The 23,592-nt window shown below is 52.7% G+C and carries 23 protein-coding genes; 7 read left to right on the forward strand and 16 right to left on the reverse strand.

The annotated features are described in order from the left end of the window. Positions 1 to 39: 39 nt before the first annotated feature. From groL to tsaD, 3 genes are all read right to left on the reverse strand, one after another. Entirely contained in the window at positions 40 to 1,668 is a 1,629-nt protein-coding gene (gene groL / locus PHI12_02195) for a chaperonin GroEL (protein ID MDD5509613.1), read from the reverse strand. 42 nt (positions 1,669 to 1,710) lie between these two features. Continuing rightward, positions 1,711 to 2,007 (reverse strand): co-chaperone GroES, encoded by a 297-nt coding sequence (gene groES / locus PHI12_02200; GenBank protein ID MDD5509614.1) that lies wholly within the window; start codon positions 2,005 to 2,007, stop codon positions 1,711 to 1,713. Between the two features lie 297 nt (positions 2,008 to 2,304). Beyond that, complete coding sequence (tsaD, locus tag PHI12_02205) at positions 2,305 to 3,282, reverse strand: tRNA (adenosine(37)-N6)-threonylcarbamoyltransferase complex transferase subunit TsaD (protein MDD5509615.1); 978 nt, start codon at positions 3,280 to 3,282, stop codon at positions 2,305 to 2,307. 137 nt (positions 3,283 to 3,419) lie between these two features. Between tsaD and PHI12_02210 the strand changes: the two genes are divergently transcribed. The 3 genes from PHI12_02210 to tilS are packed head-to-tail and all read left to right on the forward strand — an operon-like array spanning position 3,420 to position 6,790. Beyond that, on the forward strand, positions 3,420 to 4,706 hold the full coding sequence (locus PHI12_02210; protein ID MDD5509616.1) for a hemolysin family protein: 1,287 nt from the start codon (positions 3,420 to 3,422) through the stop codon (positions 4,704 to 4,706). Next, the gene (locus PHI12_02215) at positions 4,687 to 5,334 is read left to right on the forward strand and encodes a TIGR03936 family radical SAM-associated protein (GenBank protein ID MDD5509617.1); all 648 of its coding nucleotides are present in this window, start codon (positions 4,687 to 4,689) and stop codon (positions 5,332 to 5,334) included. The genes PHI12_02210 and PHI12_02215 overlap by 20 nt, the downstream gene beginning before the upstream one ends. A 16-nt stretch (positions 5,335 to 5,350) precedes the next feature. Further along, the gene (gene tilS / locus PHI12_02220; GenBank protein ID MDD5509618.1) at positions 5,351 to 6,790 is read left to right on the forward strand and encodes a tRNA lysidine(34) synthetase TilS; all 1,440 of its coding nucleotides are present in this window, start codon (positions 5,351 to 5,353) and stop codon (positions 6,788 to 6,790) included. Positions 6,791 to 6,799: 9 nt separating this feature from the next. Here tilS and PHI12_02225 read toward each other — a convergent pair whose 3' ends face one another. The 6 genes from PHI12_02225 to purF all read right to left on the reverse strand — a co-directional run bounded on the left by PHI12_02225 (position 6,800) and on the right by purF (position 14,295). Then, a complete protein-coding gene (locus tag PHI12_02225) occupies positions 6,800 to 7,096 on the reverse strand; it encodes an acetate--CoA ligase family protein (protein MDD5509619.1) in 297 nt (98 codons plus the stop codon). After that, on the reverse strand, positions 7,026 to 9,002 hold the full coding sequence (locus tag PHI12_02230) for a CoA-binding protein (GenBank protein MDD5509620.1): 1,977 nt from the start codon (positions 9,000 to 9,002) through the stop codon (positions 7,026 to 7,028). Before PHI12_02230 ends, PHI12_02225 begins: the two co-directional genes overlap by 71 nt. 45 nt (positions 9,003 to 9,047) lie before the next feature. Continuing rightward, positions 9,048 to 10,064, reverse strand: a complete 1,017-nt coding sequence (gene aroF, locus PHI12_02235) for a 3-deoxy-7-phosphoheptulonate synthase (GenBank protein MDD5509621.1) — start codon at positions 10,062 to 10,064, stop codon at positions 9,048 to 9,050. A gap of 88 nt (positions 10,065 to 10,152) precedes the next feature. Continuing rightward, positions 10,153 to 11,694, reverse strand: coding sequence for a bifunctional phosphoribosylaminoimidazolecarboxamide formyltransferase/IMP cyclohydrolase (gene purH / locus PHI12_02240; protein ID MDD5509622.1), 1,542 nt, complete (start codon positions 11,692 to 11,694; stop codon positions 10,153 to 10,155). 62 nt (positions 11,695 to 11,756) lie between these two features. Then, positions 11,757 to 12,764: a phosphoribosylformylglycinamidine cyclo-ligase gene (purM, locus tag PHI12_02245; GenBank protein MDD5509623.1), complete on the reverse strand. Its 1,008-nt coding sequence runs from the start codon at positions 12,762 to 12,764 to the stop codon at positions 11,757 to 11,759. Between the two features lie 121 nt (positions 12,765 to 12,885). After that, entirely contained in the window at positions 12,886 to 14,295 is a 1,410-nt protein-coding gene (gene purF / locus PHI12_02250) for an amidophosphoribosyltransferase (protein MDD5509624.1), read from the reverse strand. Between the two features lie 185 nt (positions 14,296 to 14,480). Between purF and PHI12_02255 the strand changes: the two genes are divergently transcribed. The 3 genes from PHI12_02255 (at position 14,481) to PHI12_02265 (ending at position 16,656) form a co-directional block, all read left to right on the forward strand. Further along, complete coding sequence (locus PHI12_02255) at positions 14,481 to 14,837, forward strand: hypothetical protein (protein ID MDD5509625.1); 357 nt, start codon at positions 14,481 to 14,483, stop codon at positions 14,835 to 14,837. Between the two features lie 38 nt (positions 14,838 to 14,875). Next, the gene (locus PHI12_02260) at positions 14,876 to 15,823 is read left to right on the forward strand and encodes a hypothetical protein (GenBank protein MDD5509626.1); all 948 of its coding nucleotides are present in this window, start codon (positions 14,876 to 14,878) and stop codon (positions 15,821 to 15,823) included. 194 nt (positions 15,824 to 16,017) lie between these two features. Next, positions 16,018 to 16,656, forward strand: coding sequence for a cyclase family protein (locus PHI12_02265; protein MDD5509627.1), 639 nt, complete (start codon positions 16,018 to 16,020; stop codon positions 16,654 to 16,656). Between the two features lie 25 nt (positions 16,657 to 16,681). On the opposite strand, the gene PHI12_02270 is transcribed toward PHI12_02265, so the two are convergent. The 3 genes from PHI12_02270 to PHI12_02280 form a co-directional block, all read right to left on the reverse strand. Continuing rightward, complete coding sequence (locus PHI12_02270; protein MDD5509628.1) at positions 16,682 to 17,494, reverse strand: alpha/beta fold hydrolase; 813 nt, start codon at positions 17,492 to 17,494, stop codon at positions 16,682 to 16,684. A gap of 1 nt (position 17,495) precedes the next feature. Then, on the reverse strand, positions 17,496 to 18,224 hold the full coding sequence (locus PHI12_02275; protein ID MDD5509629.1) for a TlyA family RNA methyltransferase: 729 nt from the start codon (positions 18,222 to 18,224) through the stop codon (positions 17,496 to 17,498). Positions 18,225 to 18,461: 237 nt separating this feature from the next. After that, a complete protein-coding gene (locus PHI12_02280) occupies positions 18,462 to 19,028 on the reverse strand; it encodes a GAF domain-containing protein (GenBank protein MDD5509630.1) in 567 nt (188 codons plus the stop codon). A 167-nt stretch (positions 19,029 to 19,195) separates the two neighbouring features. Between PHI12_02280 and PHI12_02285 the strand changes: the two genes are divergently transcribed. Further along, positions 19,196 to 19,825 (forward strand): zinc-ribbon domain containing protein, encoded by a 630-nt coding sequence (locus PHI12_02285; GenBank protein MDD5509631.1) that lies wholly within the window; start codon positions 19,196 to 19,198, stop codon positions 19,823 to 19,825. A gap of 33 nt (positions 19,826 to 19,858) precedes the next feature. Here the strand turns inward: PHI12_02285 and PHI12_02290 are convergent, their stop codons facing one another. The 4 genes from PHI12_02290 to PHI12_02305 all read right to left on the reverse strand — a co-directional run bounded on the left by PHI12_02290 (position 19,859) and on the right by PHI12_02305 (position 23,509). Further along, the gene (locus PHI12_02290) at positions 19,859 to 20,398 is read right to left on the reverse strand and encodes a hydrolase (protein MDD5509632.1); all 540 of its coding nucleotides are present in this window, start codon (positions 20,396 to 20,398) and stop codon (positions 19,859 to 19,861) included. Positions 20,399 to 20,486: 88 nt separating this feature from the next. Then, a complete protein-coding gene (locus PHI12_02295) occupies positions 20,487 to 21,032 on the reverse strand; it encodes a flavodoxin family protein (GenBank protein ID MDD5509633.1) in 546 nt (181 codons plus the stop codon). Between the two features lie 64 nt (positions 21,033 to 21,096). Beyond that, positions 21,097 to 21,747, reverse strand: coding sequence for a cysteine hydrolase (locus PHI12_02300; protein MDD5509634.1), 651 nt, complete (start codon positions 21,745 to 21,747; stop codon positions 21,097 to 21,099). Between the two features lie 82 nt (positions 21,748 to 21,829). Continuing rightward, positions 21,830 to 23,509 (reverse strand): asparagine synthase-related protein, encoded by a 1,680-nt coding sequence (locus tag PHI12_02305; GenBank protein ID MDD5509635.1) that lies wholly within the window; start codon positions 23,507 to 23,509, stop codon positions 21,830 to 21,832. Positions 23,510 to 23,592: the final 83 nt, after the last annotated feature.

Below are 23,592 nucleotides of genomic sequence, written 5' to 3' on the forward strand. Positions count from 1 at the left end.
TGACTGCGACCGTTTCTGTTACGATATGGGAACGGGGAATTAGTACATATCACCCATGCCGCCACCCATACCACCCGGCATCGGCGGATTCTTCTTCTCCTCGGGAATATCGGCAACCAAGGCATCGGTAATCAAAACCATGCTGGCAATACTGGCAGCATTTTCTAAAGCCGACCTGACTACCTTGGTCGGATCGATGATACCCTTCTCTACCATATTTACGAATTCACCGGCCTCGGCATCAAAACCGACTCCGATCGGGCTCTTTTTTACAGCGTCCACAACCACCGAGCCATCCCGACCGGCATTATTAGCCAGACAGCGGATTGGCTCCTCGACCGCCTTCTTAACGATATTAACACCGGTCGCCTCATCGCCGCTTAACTTGAGCTTGTCCAGAACAGGCAGAGCATTAATCAGGGCAACCCCACCGCCAGGCAGGATCCCCTCCTCAACCGCGGCACGGGTTGCCGAAAGGGCGTCCTCAACACGATGCTTTTTCTCTTTAAGCTCAACCTCGGTGGCAGCACCTACCTTAATCACCGCGACACCGCCGACCAGCTTAGCCTGCCTTTCCTGGAGTTTCTCACGGTCGAAGTCGGAGGTGGTCTCCTCTATTTGAGCCTTGATCTGCTTGATTCTACCTTTGACTGCTTCCTCCGAGCCCTTGCCCTCGATAATAGTAGTCTTATCCTTGTCCGCCACAACCCGCCGGGCCCTGCCAAGATCATCTACGGTAGTCGAGTCGAGCTTACGCCCTACTTCCTCGGATACCACCGTAGCCCCGGTGAGAACCGCGATATCCTCCAGCATCGCCTTACGCCGATCGCCAAAACCGGGGGCCTTGATGGCCAGTACATTGATTGTACCCCTGAGTTTGTTGACCACCAGTGTGGCCAGCGCCTCGCCCTCGACATCCTCGGCGATAATCAGCAGGTTTTTAGATACCTGAAGTATCTTCTCCAGAGCGGGGAGAATATCAGCCACGGCGGAAATCTTCTTATCGGTGATAAGAATGTAGGGGTCTTCCAGAACCGTCTCCATCTTCTCAGCGTTGGTAACGAAATAGGGGCTGATATAGCCGCGGTCAAACTGCATCCCCTCGACATACTCGGTCTCGTAAGCCAGACCCTTGGACTCTTCGACAGTGATAACCCCGTCTTTGCCCACCTTCTCCATTACCTCAGCAATCAAGTCGCCAATTTTCTTGTCAACGGCGGTTATCGTAGCCACCTGAGCAATCTGCTCCTTACCCTTTACCTCGGTAGATACCCTTTTGAGCTCATCAACAATGGCATCGGCTGCCTTCTCGATACCCCTTTTCAGCGCCATCGCCTCAGCACCGGCAGCCAGATTCTTGAAGCCCTCGGTAATTATGGCGTGGGCCAGGATAGTCGAGGTCGTGGTACCGTCACCACAGGCATCATTAGTCTTGGTAGCAGCTTCTTTGACCAGCTGCACACCCATATTCTCAAAGGGATCAGGAAGCTCGATATCCTTGGCGATGGTAACACCATCGTCAATTACGGAAGGAGCACCCCACTTCTTGTCCAGAGCCACGCAGTGCCCTTTGGGACCCAGGGTAACCCTGACCGCATCAGCCAGAGCATCTATGCCCTTCTTTAAGGAATGCCTTGCATCCTCAGTAAATACAATCTGTTTTGCCAATTTTATCCTCCTTAGTCTTAGTCTACTAAGCCTTCTTATTTATTATTTAGCCTTCTTGGCCAGAATATCGCTCTCACGCAAAATCATAAACTCTTCGTCTTCAATCTTAATCTCGGTACCACCGTACTTGGCGTAGATTACAATATCGCCAACCTTGACATCCATGGGTATCCTCTTACCGTCCTCGGACAGCCTGCCCTCCCCAACCGCAACAACCTCTCCCTCCTGAGGTTTCTCCTTAGCGGTATCGGGGAGAACAATGCCCCCCTTACTCACTCTCTCCCGCTCAATTGGTTTGACCACAACCCGGTCAGCCAACGGCTTCAGATGTCCTGCCATTCCAAATCCTCCTTCTTAATTATTTTTGGGATTAATCTTTTGGCCATTATTTTAGCACTCTCAGTGCGAGAGTGCTAATTTATATAATACCCTATATAGCAAAATGCTGCAACTCCATGGACAGGCATTTACAACCATTCCCGGTTATTCAGAGAGACTATAGTCCCGAAATCAATCCATTACTCCCCATAGAAATCGGTTATCTACGTCATAACACTATCTGGGGATCTACAAATAACACAGCGGATACCCGTGAATCAAGGCGATCAACCTGATGGGATAGACAAACAACGCTCTCTAAGACAGCCTCAAGGAGGGGAATACATCCAGTTCCAGACCATCCACCTTACCGGCCCGAAGGCGGTGGTATCCACAAGCAGCAATCATAGCCGCATTATCGGTACACAGGATAGGCTCCGGAATCAGTACCGTTACCGGAGAAGCCATCACCATCTGCTGGCGGAGAAATTTGTTCGACGCCACCCCACCAACCAGCAGAATATGCTTTACATGGTATTTTTTAGCAACAGCTACAGTTTTAGCCACCATAACCTCAACCACCGCTTTCTGAAAAGAAGCCGCCGCATCCGCCGCCGATGATACTTGTCCTCCCTCTGCCAACCGCAGCAAAGCGGTCTTTACCCCGCTGAAGCTGAAGTCGTTACTACCTCTCAGCCAGGCACGCGGCAGACTCAGGCAAGCAGAGCCGCCTGCCGCCGCCTGCTCAATAGCAGGACCACCAGGATAGCCCAAGCCCAGAATTCTGGCTGCTTTGTCGAATGCCTCGCCGGCGGCATCATCCCTGGTCATTCCTAACAGCACATAATCCCCATGCCCCTTCATCAGTACCAGGTCACTGTGACCGCCGGAGACAATAAGGCACAAAATAGGAAACCCAATACTCCGGTAACTGAGCCAGCCGGCATAGATATGCCCCTCAAGGTGATTGACACCGACAAGGGGTAGGCCATGAGCAAAGGCAATTGCTTTGGCTGTATTCGTTCCCACCAGAAGCGAACCAGCCAGTCCGGGGCCGATAGTAACAGCGACAGCCGCTAAGTCCCCCCAGCTGACTCCAGCCTCAACCATCGCCTGCTCAACTATCGGAATGATACTCAGGATGTGCTGCCGGGAGGCAACCTCAGGAACAATCCCGCCATACCGGGCATGGATCTCTACCTGCGAAGCAATCTTGTTGGATAATATGACGGTACCTTCCTCAACCACCGCAGCCGCCGTCTCATCGCAGGAGGTCTCAATGCCCAAGATTTTCATACTCCCGAAATTATAGCACAGATTACCCGCGTTGAGACAATGTCCCCCTTTTGACACCCCTCATAGCCAATGCTATGATGGACTAAAAAGGGAAAATTGGAAGCTTCAATCTGTTTCTAAGAATGGGGTGATGATATATGAATACCACAGAAACGGTATATCTGGTTATCCTCATCGTCTGCCTCTTGCTGTCCGCCTTCTTCTCCAGTTCGGAAACAGCCTTTACCGCCCTGCAGAGGATAAGGGTCGAGCACCTGGTCAGCACCAAAGTGCCCGGCGCGGCGCGGATAGCCAGAATGATGCAGCATCCGGAGAAGCTGCTCTCCGCTATCCTGACCGGCAACAACCTGGTCAATACAGCAGCGGCATCACTGGCTACAGTACTCGCCGTCTCTTTCTGGGGAGAGCGGGGCATCCTGATTGCCACGATAGGAATGACCATCATACTCCTGATTTTCTGTGAAACGACTCCTAAAATCATCGCAGCTCACAATGCCGAAAGAACGGCGATAAGAACAGCGCGGGCAGTAGAGATAGCCCAGGCAGTGTTTACCCCGGCTGTGCTGGCACTAAGCTCAATAGCAACCAGACTGAGCAAAATGGCCGGCGGGGAGCCGGTATCACGATCGCTGGTCAGTGAAGAGGAAATCCGTACCATGATATCGGTAGGGCATAAGGAGGGAACAGTTGAAGAAGCTGAGGCGGAGATGCTGCACAATGTTTTTGACTTCGGCAACCGGCCGGTTCTGGAGGTTATGATACCGCGTCCGGAGGTGATCGCCATAGAGCAGGGCTCGACAGTAGCCGATTTTCTCACTACCTATGCTGAATCGCCCCTTTCTCGCTTTCCGGTATACAAGGAGAACATGGACAACGTGGTCGGTATACTCTCCATCAAGGACGTGTTGATGGCACTTGCCAAGGGCAATATCGACCAAAAAAGCAGCATCGATGACCTCGTCCGCCCCGCCTACTTTACTCCGGAGACCAAACGGATCAACGAACTCTTTGCCGAGATGAGGGACAACAACTATCGTATGGCAGTAATCGTAGATGAGTATGGCGGTACCGCTGGCGTGGTCAGTCTGAGCCGGCTGGTCGAAGAAATCGTCGGTCAGGTCGGAGACGAGTTGGCCAATATAGAAAAGGAATACGAAGCGATTAACGAATACACATTCCAGGTTGACGGCAGTATGCGTATCGATGAAGCCAACGAAGAAATGCAGCTCGGACTACCCGATGGTGAAGACTACGAGACAGTAGCCGGCTTCATCCTCAATCTGCTGGGGCATATCCCGAGACGGGGAGAACAGTTAAAGTACAAGGGCTTAAAGATAGTGATAACCAAGATGCGCGGGCTGAAAATAGAAGAGGTCCTACTGACCAAGGAAAAGCAGAAGCAGAATGTACCGCCTCAGGGTTAGGTTTAAACGTGGCGAGGAGATAAAATTTATCTCCCACCTTGATTTGATACGCCTATGGCAGAGAGCGCTGCACCGGGCAAGGCTCCCGCTGGCCTACTCAAAAGGGTTCAGCCCCCACCCACAAATATCGATGGCTATGCCGCTAGCAATCGGGGTAACCAGCGAAGCCGAGCTTGCCGACATCTTCTTAGACACGCCGGTCTCCCCCCACTTCTTCAACGCAGCCTTAAGCCAGCAGCTACCACCGGGTATCGAGATATTACAGGTACATCCCATCTCTCCCCACCAACCCTCGCTACAATCACAGACCAGCTTCGCCGAATACGTGGTTACTATAGCAACGGACAAGGAGACGAAGGAGATAGAAGCAAATATCACCAGACTGCTTTCCGCCGAGCACCTACCCTGGCAGCACCAGAGAGACACCGGTACACGAAGCTACGACCTGAGGGCACTAATCTCCGACCTGTGGCTTATAGACCGGTTCCCTACCTGCTGCACAATTGGCATGAAACTGCGCTGCGACAGCAACGGATCGGGAAGGCCGGAGCAGGTTTCCCTCGCCCTTGGCTTCATTGAGCAGCCCCGGTCAATACACCGCACCAAGCTCATACTAAAGACAGCCTAGTAAAACGGGGACCCATATGAAGGAGAATAAGGATAATAGAAAACCTTTGGAACTGAGGGTACTGGACTTCATCCGGGAACACCACCTGGTACCGGTAGACTCCTGCTTGCTGGTAGCGGTATCCGGCGGCCCAGACTCAGTCTGCCTGCTGCACATACTGCTCAGACTGAAGGACGAACTTGGCATCAGACTGCACCTGGCTCACCTCAACCACCAGCTGCGCGGCACCGAGTCTGAGGCCGATGCCCGCTACGTTGACGAGATGGCCCGTCAGCTCGGTATCCCGGCTACGGTGGCAAGAGGTGATGTCGCAAGACATCAAGCGGAAAAACGCATCTCACTGGAGGAAGCCGCCCGTGAGGTGCGCTATACCTTCCTCGCCGAGACAGCCAGGTCAGTAGGAGCAGACCGGGTCGCGGTAGGACACACCAGTGATGACAATGTAGAGACGATACTGATGCACCTGGTGCGAGGTACTGGTACCACCGGGCTGCAAGGACTAAAGCCATATCTAAAGTGGCGGATGGCCGGTGGAGATTTTGCCGTAATCAGACCCCTCCTCACCGTAAGCCGCGGGGATACCGCCGGCTACTGTCAGGAGCAAGAACTCAAGCCCAGGACTGATACCTCCAACTTTTCACTATCTCCCCTGAGAAACAAGATACGCCATCAACTGTTACCTCTCCTCAAGGGCTATAACCCGGGGATAGAGCAGGCAATACTGAGGACGGCTCGCATTGCCGCCAGTGAAATCGCTTTCCTTGAGGAAGAAGGTGCACGATTATGGAAGGAAATTGTGCGGAGTCAGAATGACATTATTATCCTGGATAAGGAAAGCTTCCTCAAACTACCACCCGCACTCAAGCGACATCTCCTACGAATGGCTTTCCAAAGGCTGATGGGCAACCTCAAGGATATCGAGACACGCCATATCGAAGAAATAATGGAAATCCTGAACAAGCCGGCCGGGAAAAGGCTTAATCTACCCGGCGGCCTGACCTTCTCGGTAGAGTACCAGAACTACCTGCTCGGTGAAGACTCCCCGGTCCTATCCCCCTTCCCCAGACTGGATGGTACGTGGACGCTAAATCTACAGGGAAAAACGGTACTGCCCGGCTGGCACGTCAATGCGGAACTCATAAACCAGCCGCAACCAGCAATGGAAAAGAGGGACAACCCGCTTAGCGCCCACCTCAATCTGGACAGGGCCGGTAATAGCCTGACAGTGCGCAGCCGTCAGATCGGAGACCGTTTTCAACCGCTAGGAATGAGTCAACCCAAAAAACTGGGCAGGTTCATGATTGATGCCCGAATCCCCGCCGCATGGCGGGATCGAGTCCCCATAGTCTGCTCCCGCGAACAGATACTGTGGGTAGTCGGCTGGCGCATAGATGACAGGGTAAAGGTTACCGACAACACCGAGCGGATACTACGGCTGGAGTTTGAACGGGGCTAGCAGCGAAAACTAGGCAAGCAGGATTCGAGCATCAACCACCACATAGCCACCACCCCACTCCAGAACCTTTACCGGATTAAGGTCAAGCTCCAATATCTGCGGCAGGTCTTCCACCATTGCCGATATCCTTAACAGAAGCTCCTCAAGCGATCCGACATCAGAGGGGCTCGCCCCGCGCCAGCCAGCAAGAAGTTGATAGGCCTTAACCGAACGCACCATCTCCCGGGCATCCTCATCAGTAAGCGGATGAATACGAAAGGTAACATCTTTGAACAGCTCGGTATAAATTCCCCCCATACCAAGCATAATCAGTGGGCCAAAAGAGGGGTCCTGGGTCACGCCGACAATTACCTCGACCCCCCCCGGATATCATCTGTTGCACGGTGACACCGAGCATTTCGTCAGCAAACCCATCATGCTCCAGACGTTCCCGCATCCGAACGAAGGCGCGTTCTACCTCCTTCGGCGAGCGAAGGTCAAGGACCACGCCACCCACCTCCGTCTTATGCACAATCGAGGCAGCGTTAAGCTTGAGTGCAACCGGAAAACCAATCTCCTTAGCCGCTCTGGATGCTTCCCCGGCGGTCCCGGCCGACTCCGCCACCACGGTATTGATCCCGTAGGAATTTAGCAGGCGGATAACAGAACCGGTATCGAGCCAAAAAGGATGAATCTTGCTCCGTTCCACAGCCGAGGTAATTATTTCACAGGCCATCTGCCTATCAATACCATCGAGCTTCACTATGCTGCCTTTGGGCCGCTTCAACCATTCACTATACTCATAGGCCCTGCCCAGTGCCACCGCCGCAGATTCAGGGAAGATATAACACGGGACACCCCCCTTTTCTGCCGAGCCGGGGCCCAGACCAAGCCTGTCTACCGGTGAAGCCATAAACGAAGCAACAATAGTCTTACCGTGCTGACGAAACTGCGGCGCTACTTCCCGAACAGCATCGGCAACTCCGCCGGGATCGGTAAGCATCGGCGGAATGAAGATGACAATAACGATATCTACCACATCATCCTGCACCAGCAGCTCCAAAGCCCGACGGTACATTTCGGCGTTAGCCGCGGCGGTCATATCAATTGGATTAGCCAGGCTTACCTGATGTGGCATGAAGCGTTTAAGAGCGGTAATAGTGCTCTCGGAGAGGTCGGGGAACTCCAATCCCCGGGCAACACAGGCATCCGCGGTCATAATACCGGGGCCACCGGCATTAGTCAGGATAGCTACTCTATTCCCCGAAGGTATCGGCTGACGGGAGAGGAGATTAGCGATATCAAAAAGCTCCTCCAAAGTATCCACCCGGATTATACCGGCCTGCTTAAACAGGGCTTCAGAAGCCACCTCGGCAGTAGCCAGAGCGCCGGTGTGCGACGCCGCTGCCCGGGAACCTGCCGGAGTTCGCCCACTCTTAACCGCTACTATCGGTTTGACCGGCGTTATGCTACGGGCGACCCGGGCAAATTTCCTTGGCTTTCCGAAAGACTCCAGGTAAAGAAGAATAATGTCAGTAGCCGGGTCTCCCTGCCAGTACTCAAGCAAATCAGTACTGGACACATCAGCATTATTACCCACACTGACAAAGGTGGAGAGTCCCATGTTAAGACTGCGGGCATATTCCAGAATGGCAAGCCCGAAAGCACCGCTCTGGGTGCTGAAAGCGATGTTCCCGATAGGCGGAAAGACTGAGGAAAAAGTGGCATTCATATTAACCTGAGGGGCGGTATTGATGATTCCCATACAGTTTGGTCCCAAAAGACGCATTCCGTAGCGGCGTACCGCATCGAGCAGCCTCTCCTGCCTCACCTTGCCCTCAGCACCGCTTTCGGCAAAACCAGCCGATATCACCACAACACTCGGAATACCCTTTTGCCCGCACTCTTCAACCACATGCAGGACATCCTCAGCCGGTACGATAACCACCGCCAGATCCACCATCCCCGGTATATCAAGAACAGAGGGATACGTTTTTACCGAGGCTACCATTTCCGCATGCGGGTTTACCGGATAGACAACACCGTTAAACTCCTGATGTAAGATGTTATGAAAGAGCTGATTACCGATAGTACCCTTCTTCCTCGAAGCGCCAATAACGGCTATCGCCCGGGGTTCGAGAAAACTCTTCAGCGAGGCGATATCAGCAGCTTCATCACGTTCCACCATCCCCTCCCCAATTACCAGGGCTTTCGGCTTTTCAACACGTGTCATATCACCAACCCTCCCACCTATCACTACACCCGCTGCTGACTACGGTTAGATACACCTGCCTGCTGCTTCAGCAAATGGACCGAGTTCCGCCATCAGCCGGGCAAAGTCCGAGGGAGTAAGCGACTGGAGCCCGTCGACCAGGGCTCCTTTCGGGTTAGGATGAACCTCAATAAGCAGACCATCGGCACCAGCCGCCAGCGATGCTTTAGCCATCGCGGGTACCAGTGAATAATGACCGGCCGCGTGGCTAGGGTCGACTATTAAGGGTAAATGGCTGGACTGCTTAATCACCGGTATGGAACTGATATCCAGGGAAAAACGGGCGCTATCCTCGAATGTCCTGATTCCTCTCTCACACAGGATAACCTGATTATTCCCCTCAGCCAGCAGGTAATCAGCAGCAGTCAACCACTCGGTAACGGTACAGGCAAAGCCACGCTTGAGGAGAACAGGCCGCTTACTCCTGCCTACACTGCTAAGCAGAGCAAAGTTCTGCATATTCCGAGAGCCAATCTGGAGAATGTCGGCATATTCCGCAACCAGATCGACATCGTGAGGGTCGACCACTTCGGTGACCACCGGGATAGCGAATCGCTTCCTGACCCGTGCCAGAATTTCCAAACCGGCTTCTTCCAGACCCTGAAAGTTAAACGGAGAAGTACGGGGCTTAAAGGCACCGCCACGCAGGATACTGGCTCCGGACTCTTTTACCACCCGGGCCGAGGCTACCATCTGCTCCTCACTCTCCACAGCGCAGGGCCCTGCCATAACGACAACACGCCTGCCTCCGACCTCAACCCCATTAACAGCAACCACGCTGTCCTTAGGCTTGAAGCCGCGGGAGGCAAGCTTATAGGGCTTCATAATCCGGGTGACACTCTCCACCCCGGGAAGTACGGCGAAAGAATCGGTAGGCAATCCACCCGTATTGCTACCCAGTATGGCAACCACCGTTCGATCCGTACCGACATTCAACTGGACCTTCATCCCCATCGACTTGGCCCTCGCTACTACGTTATCTATCTCCTCACGGGTACTGCCCGTTCTCATTTCGACTATCATAATCTTACACCAACTCCTTTTCCGTCCCGGGGTTAACGGCAATACCCGGTTCGGTTACCATGATAGCTCCCAATATTAAGGCAAAGGACTAATGGCGGAAATGCCTCACCCCGGTAAATACCATAGCGATATCATGCTCATCCGCCGCCTTAATCGAGTCTCCATCCCTGATTGACCCGCCGGGCTGGATGATAGCGGTCACTCCGCACTCCGCCGCCGCCTCAACGACATCAGAAAACGGGAACATGGCATCCGAAGCGAGCACGCTGCCCCTGGCCTTCTCACCGGCCTTTTCTCTGGCTATCCGAGCACTGACGATACGACTGGGCTGCCCTGCTCCCATACCCAGCAACATCCTGTCCTTAACCAGCAGAATAGCATTGGACTTAACATGCTTGACGGCACGCCAGGCAAAGAGGAGATCGGCTGCCTCACCCTCGCTCGGTTTACGTTTGGTCACCATTCTTAGATTGACATCGCCTTCGGGCAGGGAGTCCGAGGACTGGACCAGAAGCCCTCCCTTCACCCTGCGTAAATCAAGGTAGGATGGTTCTTTTTCACCATATCCGGGAGGAAGTTCGGCAAGCAGAATACGCAGGCCCTGCTTCCCTTTCAGCAACTCCAGTGCCGCCGGTTCATACTCCGGAGCAACCACTATCTCGTAGAAGACCGCCTTCATCTCCTTAGCCATAGCCAGAGTAACCTTCCGGTTGGCAGCGACAATACCGCCATAGGCAGCTACTGGGTCACCGCTAAAGGCCCGCCGATAGGCCTCGGCAATATCATTATGACTGGCCAGGCCACAGGGGTTGGTATGCTTAACCACGGACACGGTCGTTGCGGCAAAGTCAGTCACCGCTCCCCAGGCGGCATCAGCATCCAGAATATTATTAAAGGAAAGCTCCTTACCCCCCAGTTGCTCTGCCCAGGTGATACCGGTCGGCTTTTGACCTACACTCAGCTCGGCATAAAAGGCAGCCGACTGGTGAGGGTTCTCTCCATAACGCAGCCCGTAGCGCTTCTTCAGGGCTACCGTCATCTCATCGGGGAAGCCATCGGTATCCTGCCTCAGGTATTGGGCAATAGCCGTATCATAGACGGCAACGTGTTGAAAGGCCTTCTGGGCCAGTCGCTTGCGCTCAGTGAGGTCAATGCTCCCCCTCTTTAGTTCCTCCAGAATCAGCGGGTAGTCGGCCGGGTCGACCACCACGATAACACCGGGGAAATTCTTGGCCGCTGCCCGCACCATAGTCGGTCCGCCGATATCAATATTCTCCAGTGCATCGGTAAGAGTCACCCCTTCCTTAGCTACTGTCTGGACAAAGGGATAAAGATTGACCGCCACCAGATCGATAGCCTCAATTTTATTCCTGGCCAGTTCCTCCATATGGCTAGCCAAATCACGCCTGGCCAGAATACCACCGTGTACCATGGGATGAAGGGTCTTCACCCGGCCATCAAGAATCTCGGGAAAGCCGGTAATATCGGAGACAACCTTGACCGGTACCCCGGCCTCAGCCAGTACTTTCTTGGTACCTCCGGTACTGAAGACCTCAAACCCCAACTGGCTCAGAACCCTGGCAAAGTCGGCCACTCCCGCCTTATCAGATACGCTGATGATAGCTCGCATCAATTCCCCCAATCTATTTTAGATTTCACCTTATTCCTCCAAACCACCCTGCACAATTGCTCCTACCGGATAACCACCCCTTTCTTTCCCTGCCGCCCCACCGCCTCACCGATGACCTTCGCCTCAGGCAAGGCCCGGATAATCTCACCGGTATGATCCTCCGCACAAAATAGCACCATGCCAATACCCATATTGAAGACACGGTACATCTCGTCCCGGGCCACTTTACCCCGCTCCTGAATGAGATGGAATACAGGTGGCACCGACCAGCAACGGCTGTCAAACCCCGCCGCGACACCGTCAGGAAGGATACGGGGCACATTCTCAGTCAGACCGCCGCCGGTGATATGCGCCATACCCTTAATCAGAGACATAAACGGCTTGAGCTGATTATAGTAACAGCGGTGAGGAGTCAGCAGCTCCTCGCCCAGGGTCTTACCAAGCTCAGGGTAATAGACCTCCAGAGACTGCCTGGTCTCACCGAAAACCTTACGCACCAGAGAGTAGCCGTTGGTATGCAGCCCGCTGGAGGGCAAGCCGATAATAATATCGCCGACGGCTATCGTTTCCCCCTGAATGATCCTATCCTTCTCAACAACACCGATAATAAAACCGGCCAGATCATAGTCCTCCCCGGCGTACAGCCCGGGCATCTCGGCAGTTTCCCCGCCGATCAGAGCACAGCCGACCTCACGACAGGCCCGGGCCAGTCCCCCGACAATGGCTCCCACCCTTTCCGGCACTAACTTCCCCATCGCAATATAGTCGAGAAAAAAGAGCGGCTCAGCGCCGCCGGTAAGGATATCATTAACACAGTGATTAACAATATCGATGCCAATGGTATCGTGCCTGTCTAGAGCAGAGGCAATCTTCAACTTGGTACCAACGCCGTCGACGCTGGAGACCAGCACCGGCTGCCGATAGCCCTTGAATTCAAAGAGCCCTCCGAAAAAACCGAATCCTCCCAGAACCTCGGGACGAAGAGTCGAGCGGACGTGACTGGCTATCAGCTTTTTAGCCCGTAAAGCATTATCGATACTAACCCCCGCCTTAGTATATGCTTCGTCCATTTATCCCACCTTTGCCGATAATTTCCCTATCAACGAATTATTAGAGAACACCGGATGCAACGCTACGGGAAAACAACTAAAACCGTAGGCAGCCGGAACCGTTAATTCCCAGTTGCCCGTTTTACATCAGGGATACCTGCCGGGCAGCATCCTTGGTCTCCAGCGCCAGCTTATCCATACCAAGCTGGACGGGTATCGGATAGTCACCGGTAAAGCAGGCCGCACAGAAAATGTCTTTAGGCAAGTCTACTGCTCGATACAATCCCTCAAGACTGAGGTACCCCAGCGAATCAGCCCCGATGAAGTCCCTGATTTCAGACACTGTTTTGTGAGCGGCAATCAATTCTCGCTGGGTTGCCATATCGACACCAAAGAAACAGGGATAGCGGAGGGGCGGCGCACAAATGCGCATATGTACCTCTCGAGCACCCGCTCTCCTCAACAGCCCGATCACCTTGGGAGTGGTAGTACCACGGACAATACTATCATCCACTAGTACCACCCGCTTACCGGACAGAACCTGAGGCAGAGGATTAAACTTTAGCTTAACACCGAGATCTCTGATACGCTGATGAGGCTCAATGAAGGTACGCCCGACATAACGATTCTTAATCAGTCCTTCACCCAGCGGTATCCCGGACCGGATAGCATAACCGACTCCAGCCGCAGTAGCTGAATCGGGAACACCCATCACCAGATCGGCATCCACCGGATGCTCCTCAGCCAGACCAGCCCCCATCGCTTGGCGCGCCTGATAAAGCAACCGGCCATTAATCACGCTATCGGGACGGGCAAAGTAGATATACTCGAAGATACAGAACCCTCGCCTACCCACCGCTATGGAATGACTACTGACACCACCGGCGTTAATAGAGACTATCTCGCCTGGCTCAATTTCCTTCTCGACACTGGCCCCGATGTGATCGAGAGCACAGCTCTCCGATGCGATCACCCATCCACCATTAAGCCTCCCCAGGCACAACGGGCGCACACCAAGGGGATCACGAACACCGAACAGGGTATCTCTGGTCATAATAGTAAGGGAGTATGCCCCCTTAAGGCGGTTCATAGCATACTTTATCCGCCCCATCCAATCTTTCTCGGTAGAGGAAAGAATAAGATTAGCAATGACCTCGGTATCAGTGGAAGAGCGGAAGCAATAGCCCCGATCACAGAGCTCCTTATGCAGATACTCGGCGTTGATAATATTGCCGTTATGGGCAACGGCAATAGTATCGGAGCCCTCACCGACAACGATCGGCTGGACATTTGTTATCCGGCTGGAGCCACGGGTAGAGTAGCGGTTGTGACCGATAGCGATACTCCCGGTGAGGCTACTGAGAGACTCCTCACTGAATACCTGGGATACCAATCCCATATCAGCAAAAACTTGAAGCCTATTACCATCGGTAGTGGCAATGCCGGCGCTCTCCTGGCCGCGGTGCTGAAGGGCGAATAGGGCAAAGAAGGTAAGCCGGGATACATCCTCATTCGGGGCATATATACCAAAAACGCCGCAAGATTCGTGCAACTCTGCCTTCCTCTCGATTCAACCCGAATAGCCACCCTCTACTTGAGATTATAACCAAAATTCCATCCAGAGGTCAATTAACCGGGTTAACTGAATCTTGACAAAAGAGTACACTTTTGGTGATAATCTCGATAGACCTGCCCCGTATCATTAGACCGATAGTGATTTAAAGAAGGAGGTAGGTTGTGAGCGAATCGAACGTCTATAGTTTTAAGGTTGATAAAAGGCAGCTTGAGCGCGCCAAGAAATTTTTCGCTCGACAGGGCATACCGCTTCATGACAACCTACGGGACCTGATTGACGTAGCGGCCGACTGTGAGCAATGTCTGGAACTACATGAGGATGATGCCCCTATCGGCGAACTGCAGAGTGCCTTTACCACCCTCCTCGCCACCAGCAAGAATACCTGGCACCTGAACAGTGTCCTACAAGAATCGGTACTAAAACTGGCCAAGATAACTAAGATGCCGGTAGATGTTATTGTCAATATACTGGGTGAAGCACGCCGAATCAAAACGGACACTGTCAAACTCTCCCAGTAACACAGAGGTCAGGAAGAGGAAGAAGGAGGTATCCTAAATTGAAAGATAGCCGCAGGGCAAGGATAGTGGTGGATGCAATGGGTGGCGACTACGCCCCCGGCGAAATAGTCAAGGGAGCTGTCCTAGCCGCCGGAGAAAATGGCCTTGATATCACCCTGGTCGGCTCATCGGACATCATTCAAGCCGAGCTTTCCAAATACGATGCCTCCCATCTACCTATCCGCTGCGTCCCGGCCGAAGACATTATTAAAGAAGGTAAGGATCAGGCTCTGGCGGTACGAAGCAAACCCGACGCCTCGATATCGGTAGCGGCAAAGCTACTCAAGGATGGAGAGGCAGATGCCCTGGTCAGCGCCGGCCCTACCGGAGCGGTGGTTGCCAGCGCCATCCGTCACGTGGGCATGATAGACGGCATAGAGCGGCCGGTAATCGGAGGAGCTATCTTCGATGCTCTTCCCGGAACGGTAGTCTTCGACTGCGGCGTGAATATGGATTGCAAGCCGTACCAACTGCTTACCTTTGCCCTCATCGGCGCTGTCTACTGCAGGAAGCTGCTCAATATCGATAACCCTACTATAGGACTACTCAACATCGGAGCTGAAGCGGAGAAAGGCAACCAGCTGACCAAGGAAACCTACCGCATCCTCAAGGAAAGCGGCCTGAACTTCATCGGAAATGTGGAAGGCAACCAGATAATGAACGGCAGCGCCAATGTCCTCGTTTGCGACGCCTTCGTTGGTAATGTGCTGTTCAAGTTTGTGGAATCGATAGGCATGTTTCACGACTCAGCAGGAGAAAAAAACGGTGCCGACCTGGGCGGTGGCATCATCTGGGGAGTTAACGGCCTCATCCGTAAGCTGCACGGGGCCAGCCGGGCCCCTCACGTGGCGCTGAAGATACGCCACGCTAAACTGGCGGTCGAAGCCGACCTGGTAGGCGCCCTCAAGTCAGAACTGACCAGCGTAATGAGAGAAATCAAGCGATAGGTATAGCTTCAACAAAAATTAGACGGCTATCGTTCCCGATGCAGTAGCAAACATCCCGAAAGACTCGCTCAAGAATGCGGCACTCAATATAAGCACCATCTTTGTATATATATCCGGCACAGACTTAAATGAAGCCGTTTGACCAGGCTTAAGGAGATCTTTCCGGCAGGTAGAATAGTGAGCGAATTTTTGCTATGAAATATGAAGCAGTCTATGACATAAGCGTCTTACTTGGTGTCGAAGATATCGACTATCCGGGCACTCCACCATACTCCAGGGAACTGATAAACAGCCTGAAGAACGGCGACACGAGCAACCTATCACGGCTGGTCATGAGTACCCACTCCGGTACACACTTGGATTCTCCATCCCATTTTATCCCGAACGGAAAGAATATCGACGATTACCCTGCTACGGCATTTATTCTACCCGCGCAGGTGGTAACTATCGAAGACAAAGAGGTAATCCGGCCCTCTGAACTGGAGAAGCTGGACACCAGAGCGGGTGATGCCCTCCTCTTTAAGACAGACAATTCGATAAGCGGCCATGCGATAAGCGGAGAATTCCGGGGGAGCTTCGTTCATCTTTCACCGGAGGCTGCCGATTTATGCGTTAAGAGAAAACTGGGCCTGGTCGGCATCGACTTCAATACCATTGAGCCATGCCACGCCGATACATTTCCCGTTCACAAAAAGCTTCTCGATAGCGGAATATTGATTCTGGAGAGCATCAACCTGAAGGACGTTCCTCCGGGAAGATACACCCTCTTCTGCCTGCCTCTGAAGATGAAAGGCGCCGAGGCATCGCCGGTACGCGCTATCCTGATACGCTAATGTAGCACCAGCACAGTAAAAAACTTTACCAACCGCTATCCGGCGGGGTAGAACCGCCACCGCAGTGAGCCTTCAACCAGTTTATAATAACCATCAAAGCCCGTTCATCCCGGCGTAGCCGGTGTCCCGCCCCGTCAATAATGACTAACTTCTTGTACTCACCCGCCCGGTCGTACAACCGGTAGGCATGGCTGACATCGACCACCTCATCCCGACTGCCGTGCAGCAGCAGCAACGGCCGTGGGGCAATACCGGAGATATACTCAATGGGGCTAACCAGACTGAAGTTATCCAGCCACTCCTGATCAGAATGAGGAAAGTCTCTATCCCTGATGATGCCGATGCCGCGATAGTAATCAATGATAGACTCCCCTTCGGCAAATCCGTCCTTAAGTGAGTCAAACTCCGCCGGGCAGGCACAGGCAGCCAGGGAAGAGATCCTGGCATCCTGCGCCGCGACATATACCGAAACAGCCGCCCCACCGCTGAAACCAACCAGCGCCAGATGGGAGCGGTCGACATCGGGAAGCACCCAGAGGTAATCGACAGCCGCTGCCAGGTCCCTGGTCCAGTCCATAATATCGAAATTACCGCCGCTGTCGCCCACCCCCCGAAAACGAAAAGTCAACACGGCAAACCCCTCCCGGCAAATCCTCTCCGCCAGAGCAGGGTAGCCCCCATCATCCGGGTCTGGATTCACACCAGGGGCACCGTACGGGATACCATGACAGATACAGACAGTAGGATATGAAGACGCACCGGCATCACCACCCGGCAGGTAAAGCTGGCCGGAAATCTTGACCTCATCCGCAGCAAAGGCAACAACTCGGACAACCATTCTATGCTCTCCTCAACATAACAACGAACTCTCTATTTCCGGAAGCACCCGCTATGGGTGACGCTACCAGTCCTCCCAGCCGGAAGCCGTGTTCAATCAGCCAGGCAATGAAGCGCCCTAAGACTCTGGCCTGTATCTCAGGTTGCTTAACCACGCCGCCCCTACCCACCTCTTCCTTTCTCGCCTCGAACTGGGGTTTCAACAGCACCAGCAGATAACCGTCATCCCTAAGCAAGCGGGCCACCGATGGTATTACCTTCTCCACCGAGATAAAAGACAAATCGAAGGTGGCCAGATCCGCCTTTTCCGGAAGAGAAAAAGGGTAGCGGGCGTTTATCCTCTCCATAACCACCACCCGGGGGTCCTGCCTCAGCCGGTAGTCAAGCTGACCATAGCCGACATCAACGGCATAGACCCGGCTTGCCCCCCGCTTGAGCAGGCAGTCGGTAAAGCCACCGGTTGAAGCACCGATATCAACCGCCACCTTATCCGAAACATCGAGCCCGAACTGGCTCAGGGCATGGTCAAGCTTGATACCACCGCGTCCGACGAAAGGAGGCGGCTCGGCGACAGTAACCTCGACATCCTCGGCCACCAGAGTCCCCGCCTTAGCAATCACCTTGCCACCCACCGCTACCTTCCCTGCCATAACAAGTGCCTGAGCCCTGGCCCGGGTCTCAACCAGCCCCCTCTCGATAAGCAGACTATCAATCCTTTTCTTGCACCCCATGCTATTCCACCCCGCAATACAGATAGCTAATCGCCAGAAGGAGAAAAGGTAAAACTGGGGACGTAGACCTCAGCATTACTCTGGAACCTTACCTTGACATTACTGGCATCCGGTAATTGAATTAGGCACGGACTGAACACGAGGATAGCCTTAGATATATCCCATGACCCTTCCGGGCCTGATGATACCTTCGCTGAAGGGGGAATTAGAGGACTTATGAACTGGAAGCTCCCCGGTTTATGCCTCCAGATAGGAGCGCCACTCCAGCATCTCATGCATAACCGCTTCGTAATCCTTATGCACGGCTTCGTAGAGTTTGGCATTCTCCAGGGCAATAGCACCAAGATTAGCCGCCGCAGTGACGAAGTAAATATCGTCTTTGCTGAACTGGCGCTGCTCCGCGGTATACACCCTGACCTCTCCGATAATCTCATCCCTTAGCATCATCGGTACGGACAGGATTGAGGCGATTCCTTCTTTCTTGACCTGCTCCGGATACTGTATCCGCTTGTCGCTGGTAGCATCAAGAATAGCAACCGCCTTCCCTTCCAGTGTTTCGGGAATACTCTTAACAGCCGATAGCGGCCCCATCTTAACGAACCAGTCACTCAGACCCCAGGCTACGGCATGAAACAAGAGCTTTCTTTCCGGAGCCAGGAGCGTCAGCGAGCAGGCCTTGGCTCCCATAGACTTAGCCACATTCTCAACTATGGACTTAAGAACGAGCTCGGAATCACGGGCCGAGTTTATCTCTGCCGCCACCTTATATAAGCTATGATAGTATTTGGTCTCGACTTTTTCCATAATAAATAACATCCCCCCTATTTCCCGAATAGCAATAAATATTACCCTATCAGACCTGCGGTGTCAATTGCGTAGGACAAATTTCCCAAAATAACTGAGATTACCACTAACCTATCGGCCTGTTTTTCGTTATAAACTATACAAAGGGATACCCTGAGGAGCCGGTAATGTCGAGAGATGGCGATATGAACCTTACCTGCCGCCAGTGCGGGAGGGAATTTGTCTTTTCCGAAACCGAGCAGGACTTCTATAACCTGAAAGGATTCCTTCCCCCCAGCCGTTGCCGTGAATGCCGCTCGTTAGCCTCGGTAGCAGAGAATCACAATCATAACCACAACCACTCCTGTGCGCAGTGCGGGACAAAGCTGGAGAAAGAGGCCCCCGTCTTTTGTACCGCCTGCCTGAAGAACACCCAGCTTGGCTTAGAGCGGAAGGTCAGACAGGGGGAGAAGGTGGCTAAAGCAGCACAGGCAAAACTAAAAACCACCGAGTTCCGGAAGGCCGAGTTGGAGGATGCGCTCTACCAGACGGAGCAGATGGTGGCGGATCTGGATCTCAAGGTGAGCAATCTGAGCCAGGACCTTGAGAAGGCTAAAGAGGCCTATGTTGCCTCAGGATGGATTAAGCCACTGCTGCAGAGTATCGAAGAAAGGCTGAAAGCACTGGAGAGCACCCAGTGCGAAAGCAACCAGAGGATATTTGAGATAATTCACACGATGCAGAAGCGTTATGAAAATACCGGCCTCTTCGATATAATCAAACGCAGCCTGATACCTTACCGGGGACAGGGCACCTGATTCACTACCTAAAGCGCTAACAGGAACAGGCAACTACCTTACTATCCGACTAATTTCCTTGAACACTTCTCCGTGCGCCACCTTGAGCAACTCAAACAACGCCATCTCCGTACTGGTAATGCCGGCACCGGCGCTTCTCATCTTATCCAGAGCAATCGTCTTATTCCTGGCCGTTCTTGAAGAGACCGCATCGCCGACAACCTGAACCTCATATCCAATCCCGAGCAGATCTACTACCGTCTGATAAACGCAGACGTGTGACTCTATGCCAGCAACCAGGATCTGCCTGCGGTTCAGCGTCTTAATCTCTCGCAAGAAACTCTCTTCACCACAGCAGCTGAAGCTAAGCTTGGCTATCGGCTGGACATCGGATAAAAAATGTGCCAGCTCCGGTACGGTCCTGCCCAACCCCTGCGGGTACTGCTCGGTTACTATTATCGGGACCCCGAGAGCCTGCGCACCCCTTATGAGCTTCTTAAGGTTTAAGAAGAGCTCTTCCTTATCGCTCATAACAGTAGCCAGCTTATCCTGAACATCAATAATGACCAAGACAGTATTCTCTAAATCGAGCATCTAAATACTATCTCCTCCGTCTTCATCCATAATATTCATCTACCCCATCCGAACAACCATTATGTCAAATTAGATTATCCGGGCAGAATTATGATTGAGCACCACGGATTATCTTCATAGCCAGCCGATCAATACGCTGTTTGACTTTTTTGTTTTTTGCTATTTCCCCCGGCTTTGTCGCCAGACCGGTAACGCTGCCCATCCACTGCATCTGGCAGAGAGCAGCGTAGGTTCTGATATTGCTAATTGCCTTGCCAATACCTTCCTCAGCCACAGCCATACCCGCAACCGGTTTACCCGACAGTTTCGGCCAGATAGGGCATGTCCGGTCCATAAAATTCTTGAGCAAGCCGGAAAGCATCTCAAAGTAAGCCGGGGTACCGATAACCCAGCCGTCAGCGGCTAACAGTTTAGGGTACAATTCCTGCATATCATCCCGGAGCCTACAAACACCCTTTCGGTTTACTCCGCCTTCTTCACAGGATAAACAGCCGCAGCAGGTCTTGATCTTCTTTTTCCGGAGAAGAATTAATTCCGTCTCAACCCCGCTTTCGGCCGCTCTGGCGAGCAACTCCTTCACCATCCACTCGGTGTTGCCCCTTCGCGGAGATCCGGATATCCCGATTATTTTCACAGCACCATTCCTCCTACCCACGGGGTAACGACACTAAACAACACACCGGGCAGGGAACATAAGCTCAATCGGCCTTGAGCAGGAACTGCCCGTTACCCAGAGGCTCAAGCTTACGGAATAGTTCCTCTGACTTCATGACCAGCCCGAAATTCTCACTGACCTCGGCAATAGTCGTCTGGCAAAAGGCATCATTTAAGGAAGCGGTAGCATCGGATATCAGAATTACGTCCCACCCCCTGTTAAAGGCATCACGTAATGAAGACTCCACACAGATTGAGGTATCAATCCCGGAAAATATTATGGTGTCTATCTTCATTGACCTTAGCCAGAGTTGAATCTCGGTATCCTGAAATACGGAGTCGCGCCTCTTGCGCACAATATAGTCATCTTCCTGAGGTTTCAGTTCATCGGTGAACTCGCTGTCCCAGGTACCACGGATACAGAGAGGTACTCTGTCGATTCTTTCACGCCGTTTGTGGGGGAGAATCTGATGCTGTCTCTCCAGCATATCGATACCTGAGCTCTCACGAAGCGCCTGGGAGAAAAACACCGGAATGTTTAGTGTCTTTACTTTCCGGTACAAATCCTGAATGACCGGCAACACTTGCCGGTATCTCGATATGTCATAGCCAATTTTGTGGAATGATCCCCCCGGAGCTACAAAGCCGTTTTGGACATCGATAATTATGAGAGCAGGGTTAATCTTGTAGACCATGTCGCTATTATGCCAAATTACTCCATTCCAAATCAACCGTAAACTTATGCGTTACGCCGTACTCTGCAGATCACATATTACTCTATTGCATTCCCGCCTTTTGCAGGAACTGACCTATGGCGGACCTTTCCGCCTCATTGAGCAGTCCCTTCTTGTAGGCAATCGAATCAAAAAAGAACTGGATATGATCGGGCACCTGCCACAAGTGTGTATCTGCGTACCGATACCCGTAGCGGCTGGAGCTGGCCAGCTTTTCTCCGGAGACCTTTTCATTACTGTATCCAACACGAGAGACCAGCTCCGGAGTAAAACCATTCTTACGTGAGATAGTACTGAGGGTATCGTGGACGCCTGTGCCATGCTGAGCGGCATTTTTTGTTCTGTAGGCAACCTCCTCAGGAACTCCCAATCTTACTGCCGCTTCCCGGTGGGTATGCTTACCGATTCTATCGTCGGCCGATTTTACTTTCAGACGCGGAGAGACATTCGCCGCCAACCCGACTATCTTGGCATCGCAATAGGGGAATAGTTGCTCCGACCTATGGGCTAAAGCAATCTTGTTCTCCCTATCGAACGTCTCAATGTCACCTCTCTGCCAATCATCCTGCATTCTTTTTCGCAAGCCTTCATGACCCTCCGCCGCAATGATATTGGGATACCACGTGTAGCCACCCCATAACTCATCCGGACCCTGACCGGAGAAAACCTGATATGTTTCATCCTGGCTGGCAACCTTCAGCGCAGCATAGATTCCGATGCCGGCTTCTATTTGAACCATATCCCTCTCTTCAACCGCCAGGGCTACCTGCGGGATGCAAGACTCAATAATATCCTGACTCATACTAAAAACTCTATGTCTGAGGCCGAGTTCCCGGGCAAACTGCCTGGCATATTCAATATCACTGGTACCATCAACACCCGCCGTATAGGCTGTTACCTCTATTTCCCTCTCAACCGCCATGTCCTTAACCAGCTTGGCCATCAAGCAGCTGTCTACCCCACCCGACATGAGTACCCCCACCTTCTTCAATCCTCGAATCCTCTTGCTCACAGCCTCTCTAACAAAATCGCAATAGTAGTCGACGGAGGTTGCCATATCTTCTATCTGGTTTTCACCACCCCATACTGGTGTGGAGCACACATCTTCAAGGATAACACCTTTCTTACTAAAGCAGGCTAGAGTCCCTGCCCGCAGCGGCTTCACGTTGCGAAGCCCGATATCCCAGAGAAGCTTCTTTAACGAGGCAAATGCTATCAACCGGCTGTTTTGAGCATAGAAGGCCGGCCGAAGACCGCTCATGTCACGCAGAACCACGGTCTGCCTGCCGTCACTTGCCGCCAGCAGGTAAGCCCCATCCAGAAACGGCGCTATCTGTTTCACAGTGGTCTTTAGGTCACCATGATAATTATCCGCCAGGAGACGTGCGACAATCTCAGAAGCATTTTTCAAATGAGATTTACGCCCCGTTTTCAGAGACCTCTTCAACTCCTGAATATTATAAAGATTCCCTTCACATAGCACCGCCAGCCCATGGCCTCGATCAAAAGCCGGGGCCTCGGGAAATCCTTCCGTGGCAAAAGATGCCTGACCCAGTGCCTGATCGCAAACGCGCTTGAGAGTAGCGTTACCGGTTGCCGGTGCTCCGTTACTGACAAGCCAGGAGCTATCGGAATTACTGTGGTCAATATTTCGCATCATGCGATTGGCCGTAGTACTAACCTCATCTCCATTTCGACTGACAACACCAAATATCAATCCCATAAAATAAACCCCCTGCTGCAAAATAACTGATCTCTAATGGGAAAAATGAAACACGGAAAACAACGCAGATTAAGAAAAAATGA

Source organism: Dehalococcoidales bacterium, assembly GCA_028716225.1.
GTDB lineage: Bacteria > Chloroflexota > Dehalococcoidia > Dehalococcoidales > UBA5760 > UBA5760.

Coding starts and splice junctions, on each gene's coding strand:
- PHI12_02230 (MDD5509620.1), bottom strand. CDS start 9,002: ATGACACGTGTTGAAAAGCCGAAAGCCCTGGTAATTGGGGAGGGGATG.
- PHI12_02225 (MDD5509619.1), bottom strand. CDS start 7,096: ATGCTTGGTATGGGGGGAATTTATACCGAGCTGTTCAAAGATGTTACC.
- PHI12_02280 (MDD5509630.1), bottom strand. CDS start 19,028: ATGGAAAAAGTCGAGACCAAATACTATCATAGCTTATATAAGGTGGCG.
- purM (MDD5509623.1), bottom strand. CDS start 12,764: ATGGACGAAGCATATACTAAGGCGGGGGTTAGTATCGATAATGCTTTA.
- tsaD (MDD5509615.1), bottom strand. CDS start 3,282: ATGAAAATCTTGGGCATTGAGACCTCCTGCGATGAGACGGCGGCTGCG.
- PHI12_02305 (MDD5509635.1), bottom strand. CDS start 23,509: ATGGGATTGATATTTGGTGTTGTCAGTCGAAATGGAGATGAGGTTAGT.
- purH (MDD5509622.1), bottom strand. CDS start 11,694: ATGCGAGCTATCATCAGCGTATCTGATAAGGCGGGAGTGGCCGACTTT.
- PHI12_02275 (MDD5509629.1), bottom strand. CDS start 18,224: ATGGGGTGCAAGAAAAGGATTGATAGTCTGCTTATCGAGAGGGGGCTG.
- aroF (MDD5509621.1), bottom strand. CDS start 10,064: ATGATAGTCGAAATGAGAACGGGCAGTACCCGTGAGGAGATAGATAAC.
- groES (MDD5509614.1), bottom strand. CDS start 2,007: ATGGCAGGACATCTGAAGCCGTTGGCTGACCGGGTTGTGGTCAAACCA.
- PHI12_02290 (MDD5509632.1), bottom strand. CDS start 20,398: ATGCTCGATTTAGAGAATACTGTCTTGGTCATTATTGATGTTCAGGAT.
- tilS (MDD5509618.1), top strand. CDS start 5,351: ATGAAGGAGAATAAGGATAATAGAAAACCTTTGGAACTGAGGGTACTG.
- PHI12_02270 (MDD5509628.1), bottom strand. CDS start 17,494: ATGGTTGTCCGAGTTGTTGCCTTTGCTGCGGATGAGGTCAAGATTTCC.
- PHI12_02210 (MDD5509616.1), top strand. CDS start 3,420: ATGAATACCACAGAAACGGTATATCTGGTTATCCTCATCGTCTGCCTC.
- PHI12_02285 (MDD5509631.1), top strand. CDS start 19,196: ATGTCGAGAGATGGCGATATGAACCTTACCTGCCGCCAGTGCGGGAGG.
- PHI12_02265 (MDD5509627.1), top strand. CDS start 16,018: ATGAAATATGAAGCAGTCTATGACATAAGCGTCTTACTTGGTGTCGAA.
- PHI12_02215 (MDD5509617.1), top strand. CDS start 4,687: ATGTACCGCCTCAGGGTTAGGTTTAAACGTGGCGAGGAGATAAAATTT.
- PHI12_02300 (MDD5509634.1), bottom strand. CDS start 21,747: ATGGTCTACAAGATTAACCCTGCTCTCATAATTATCGATGTCCAAAAC.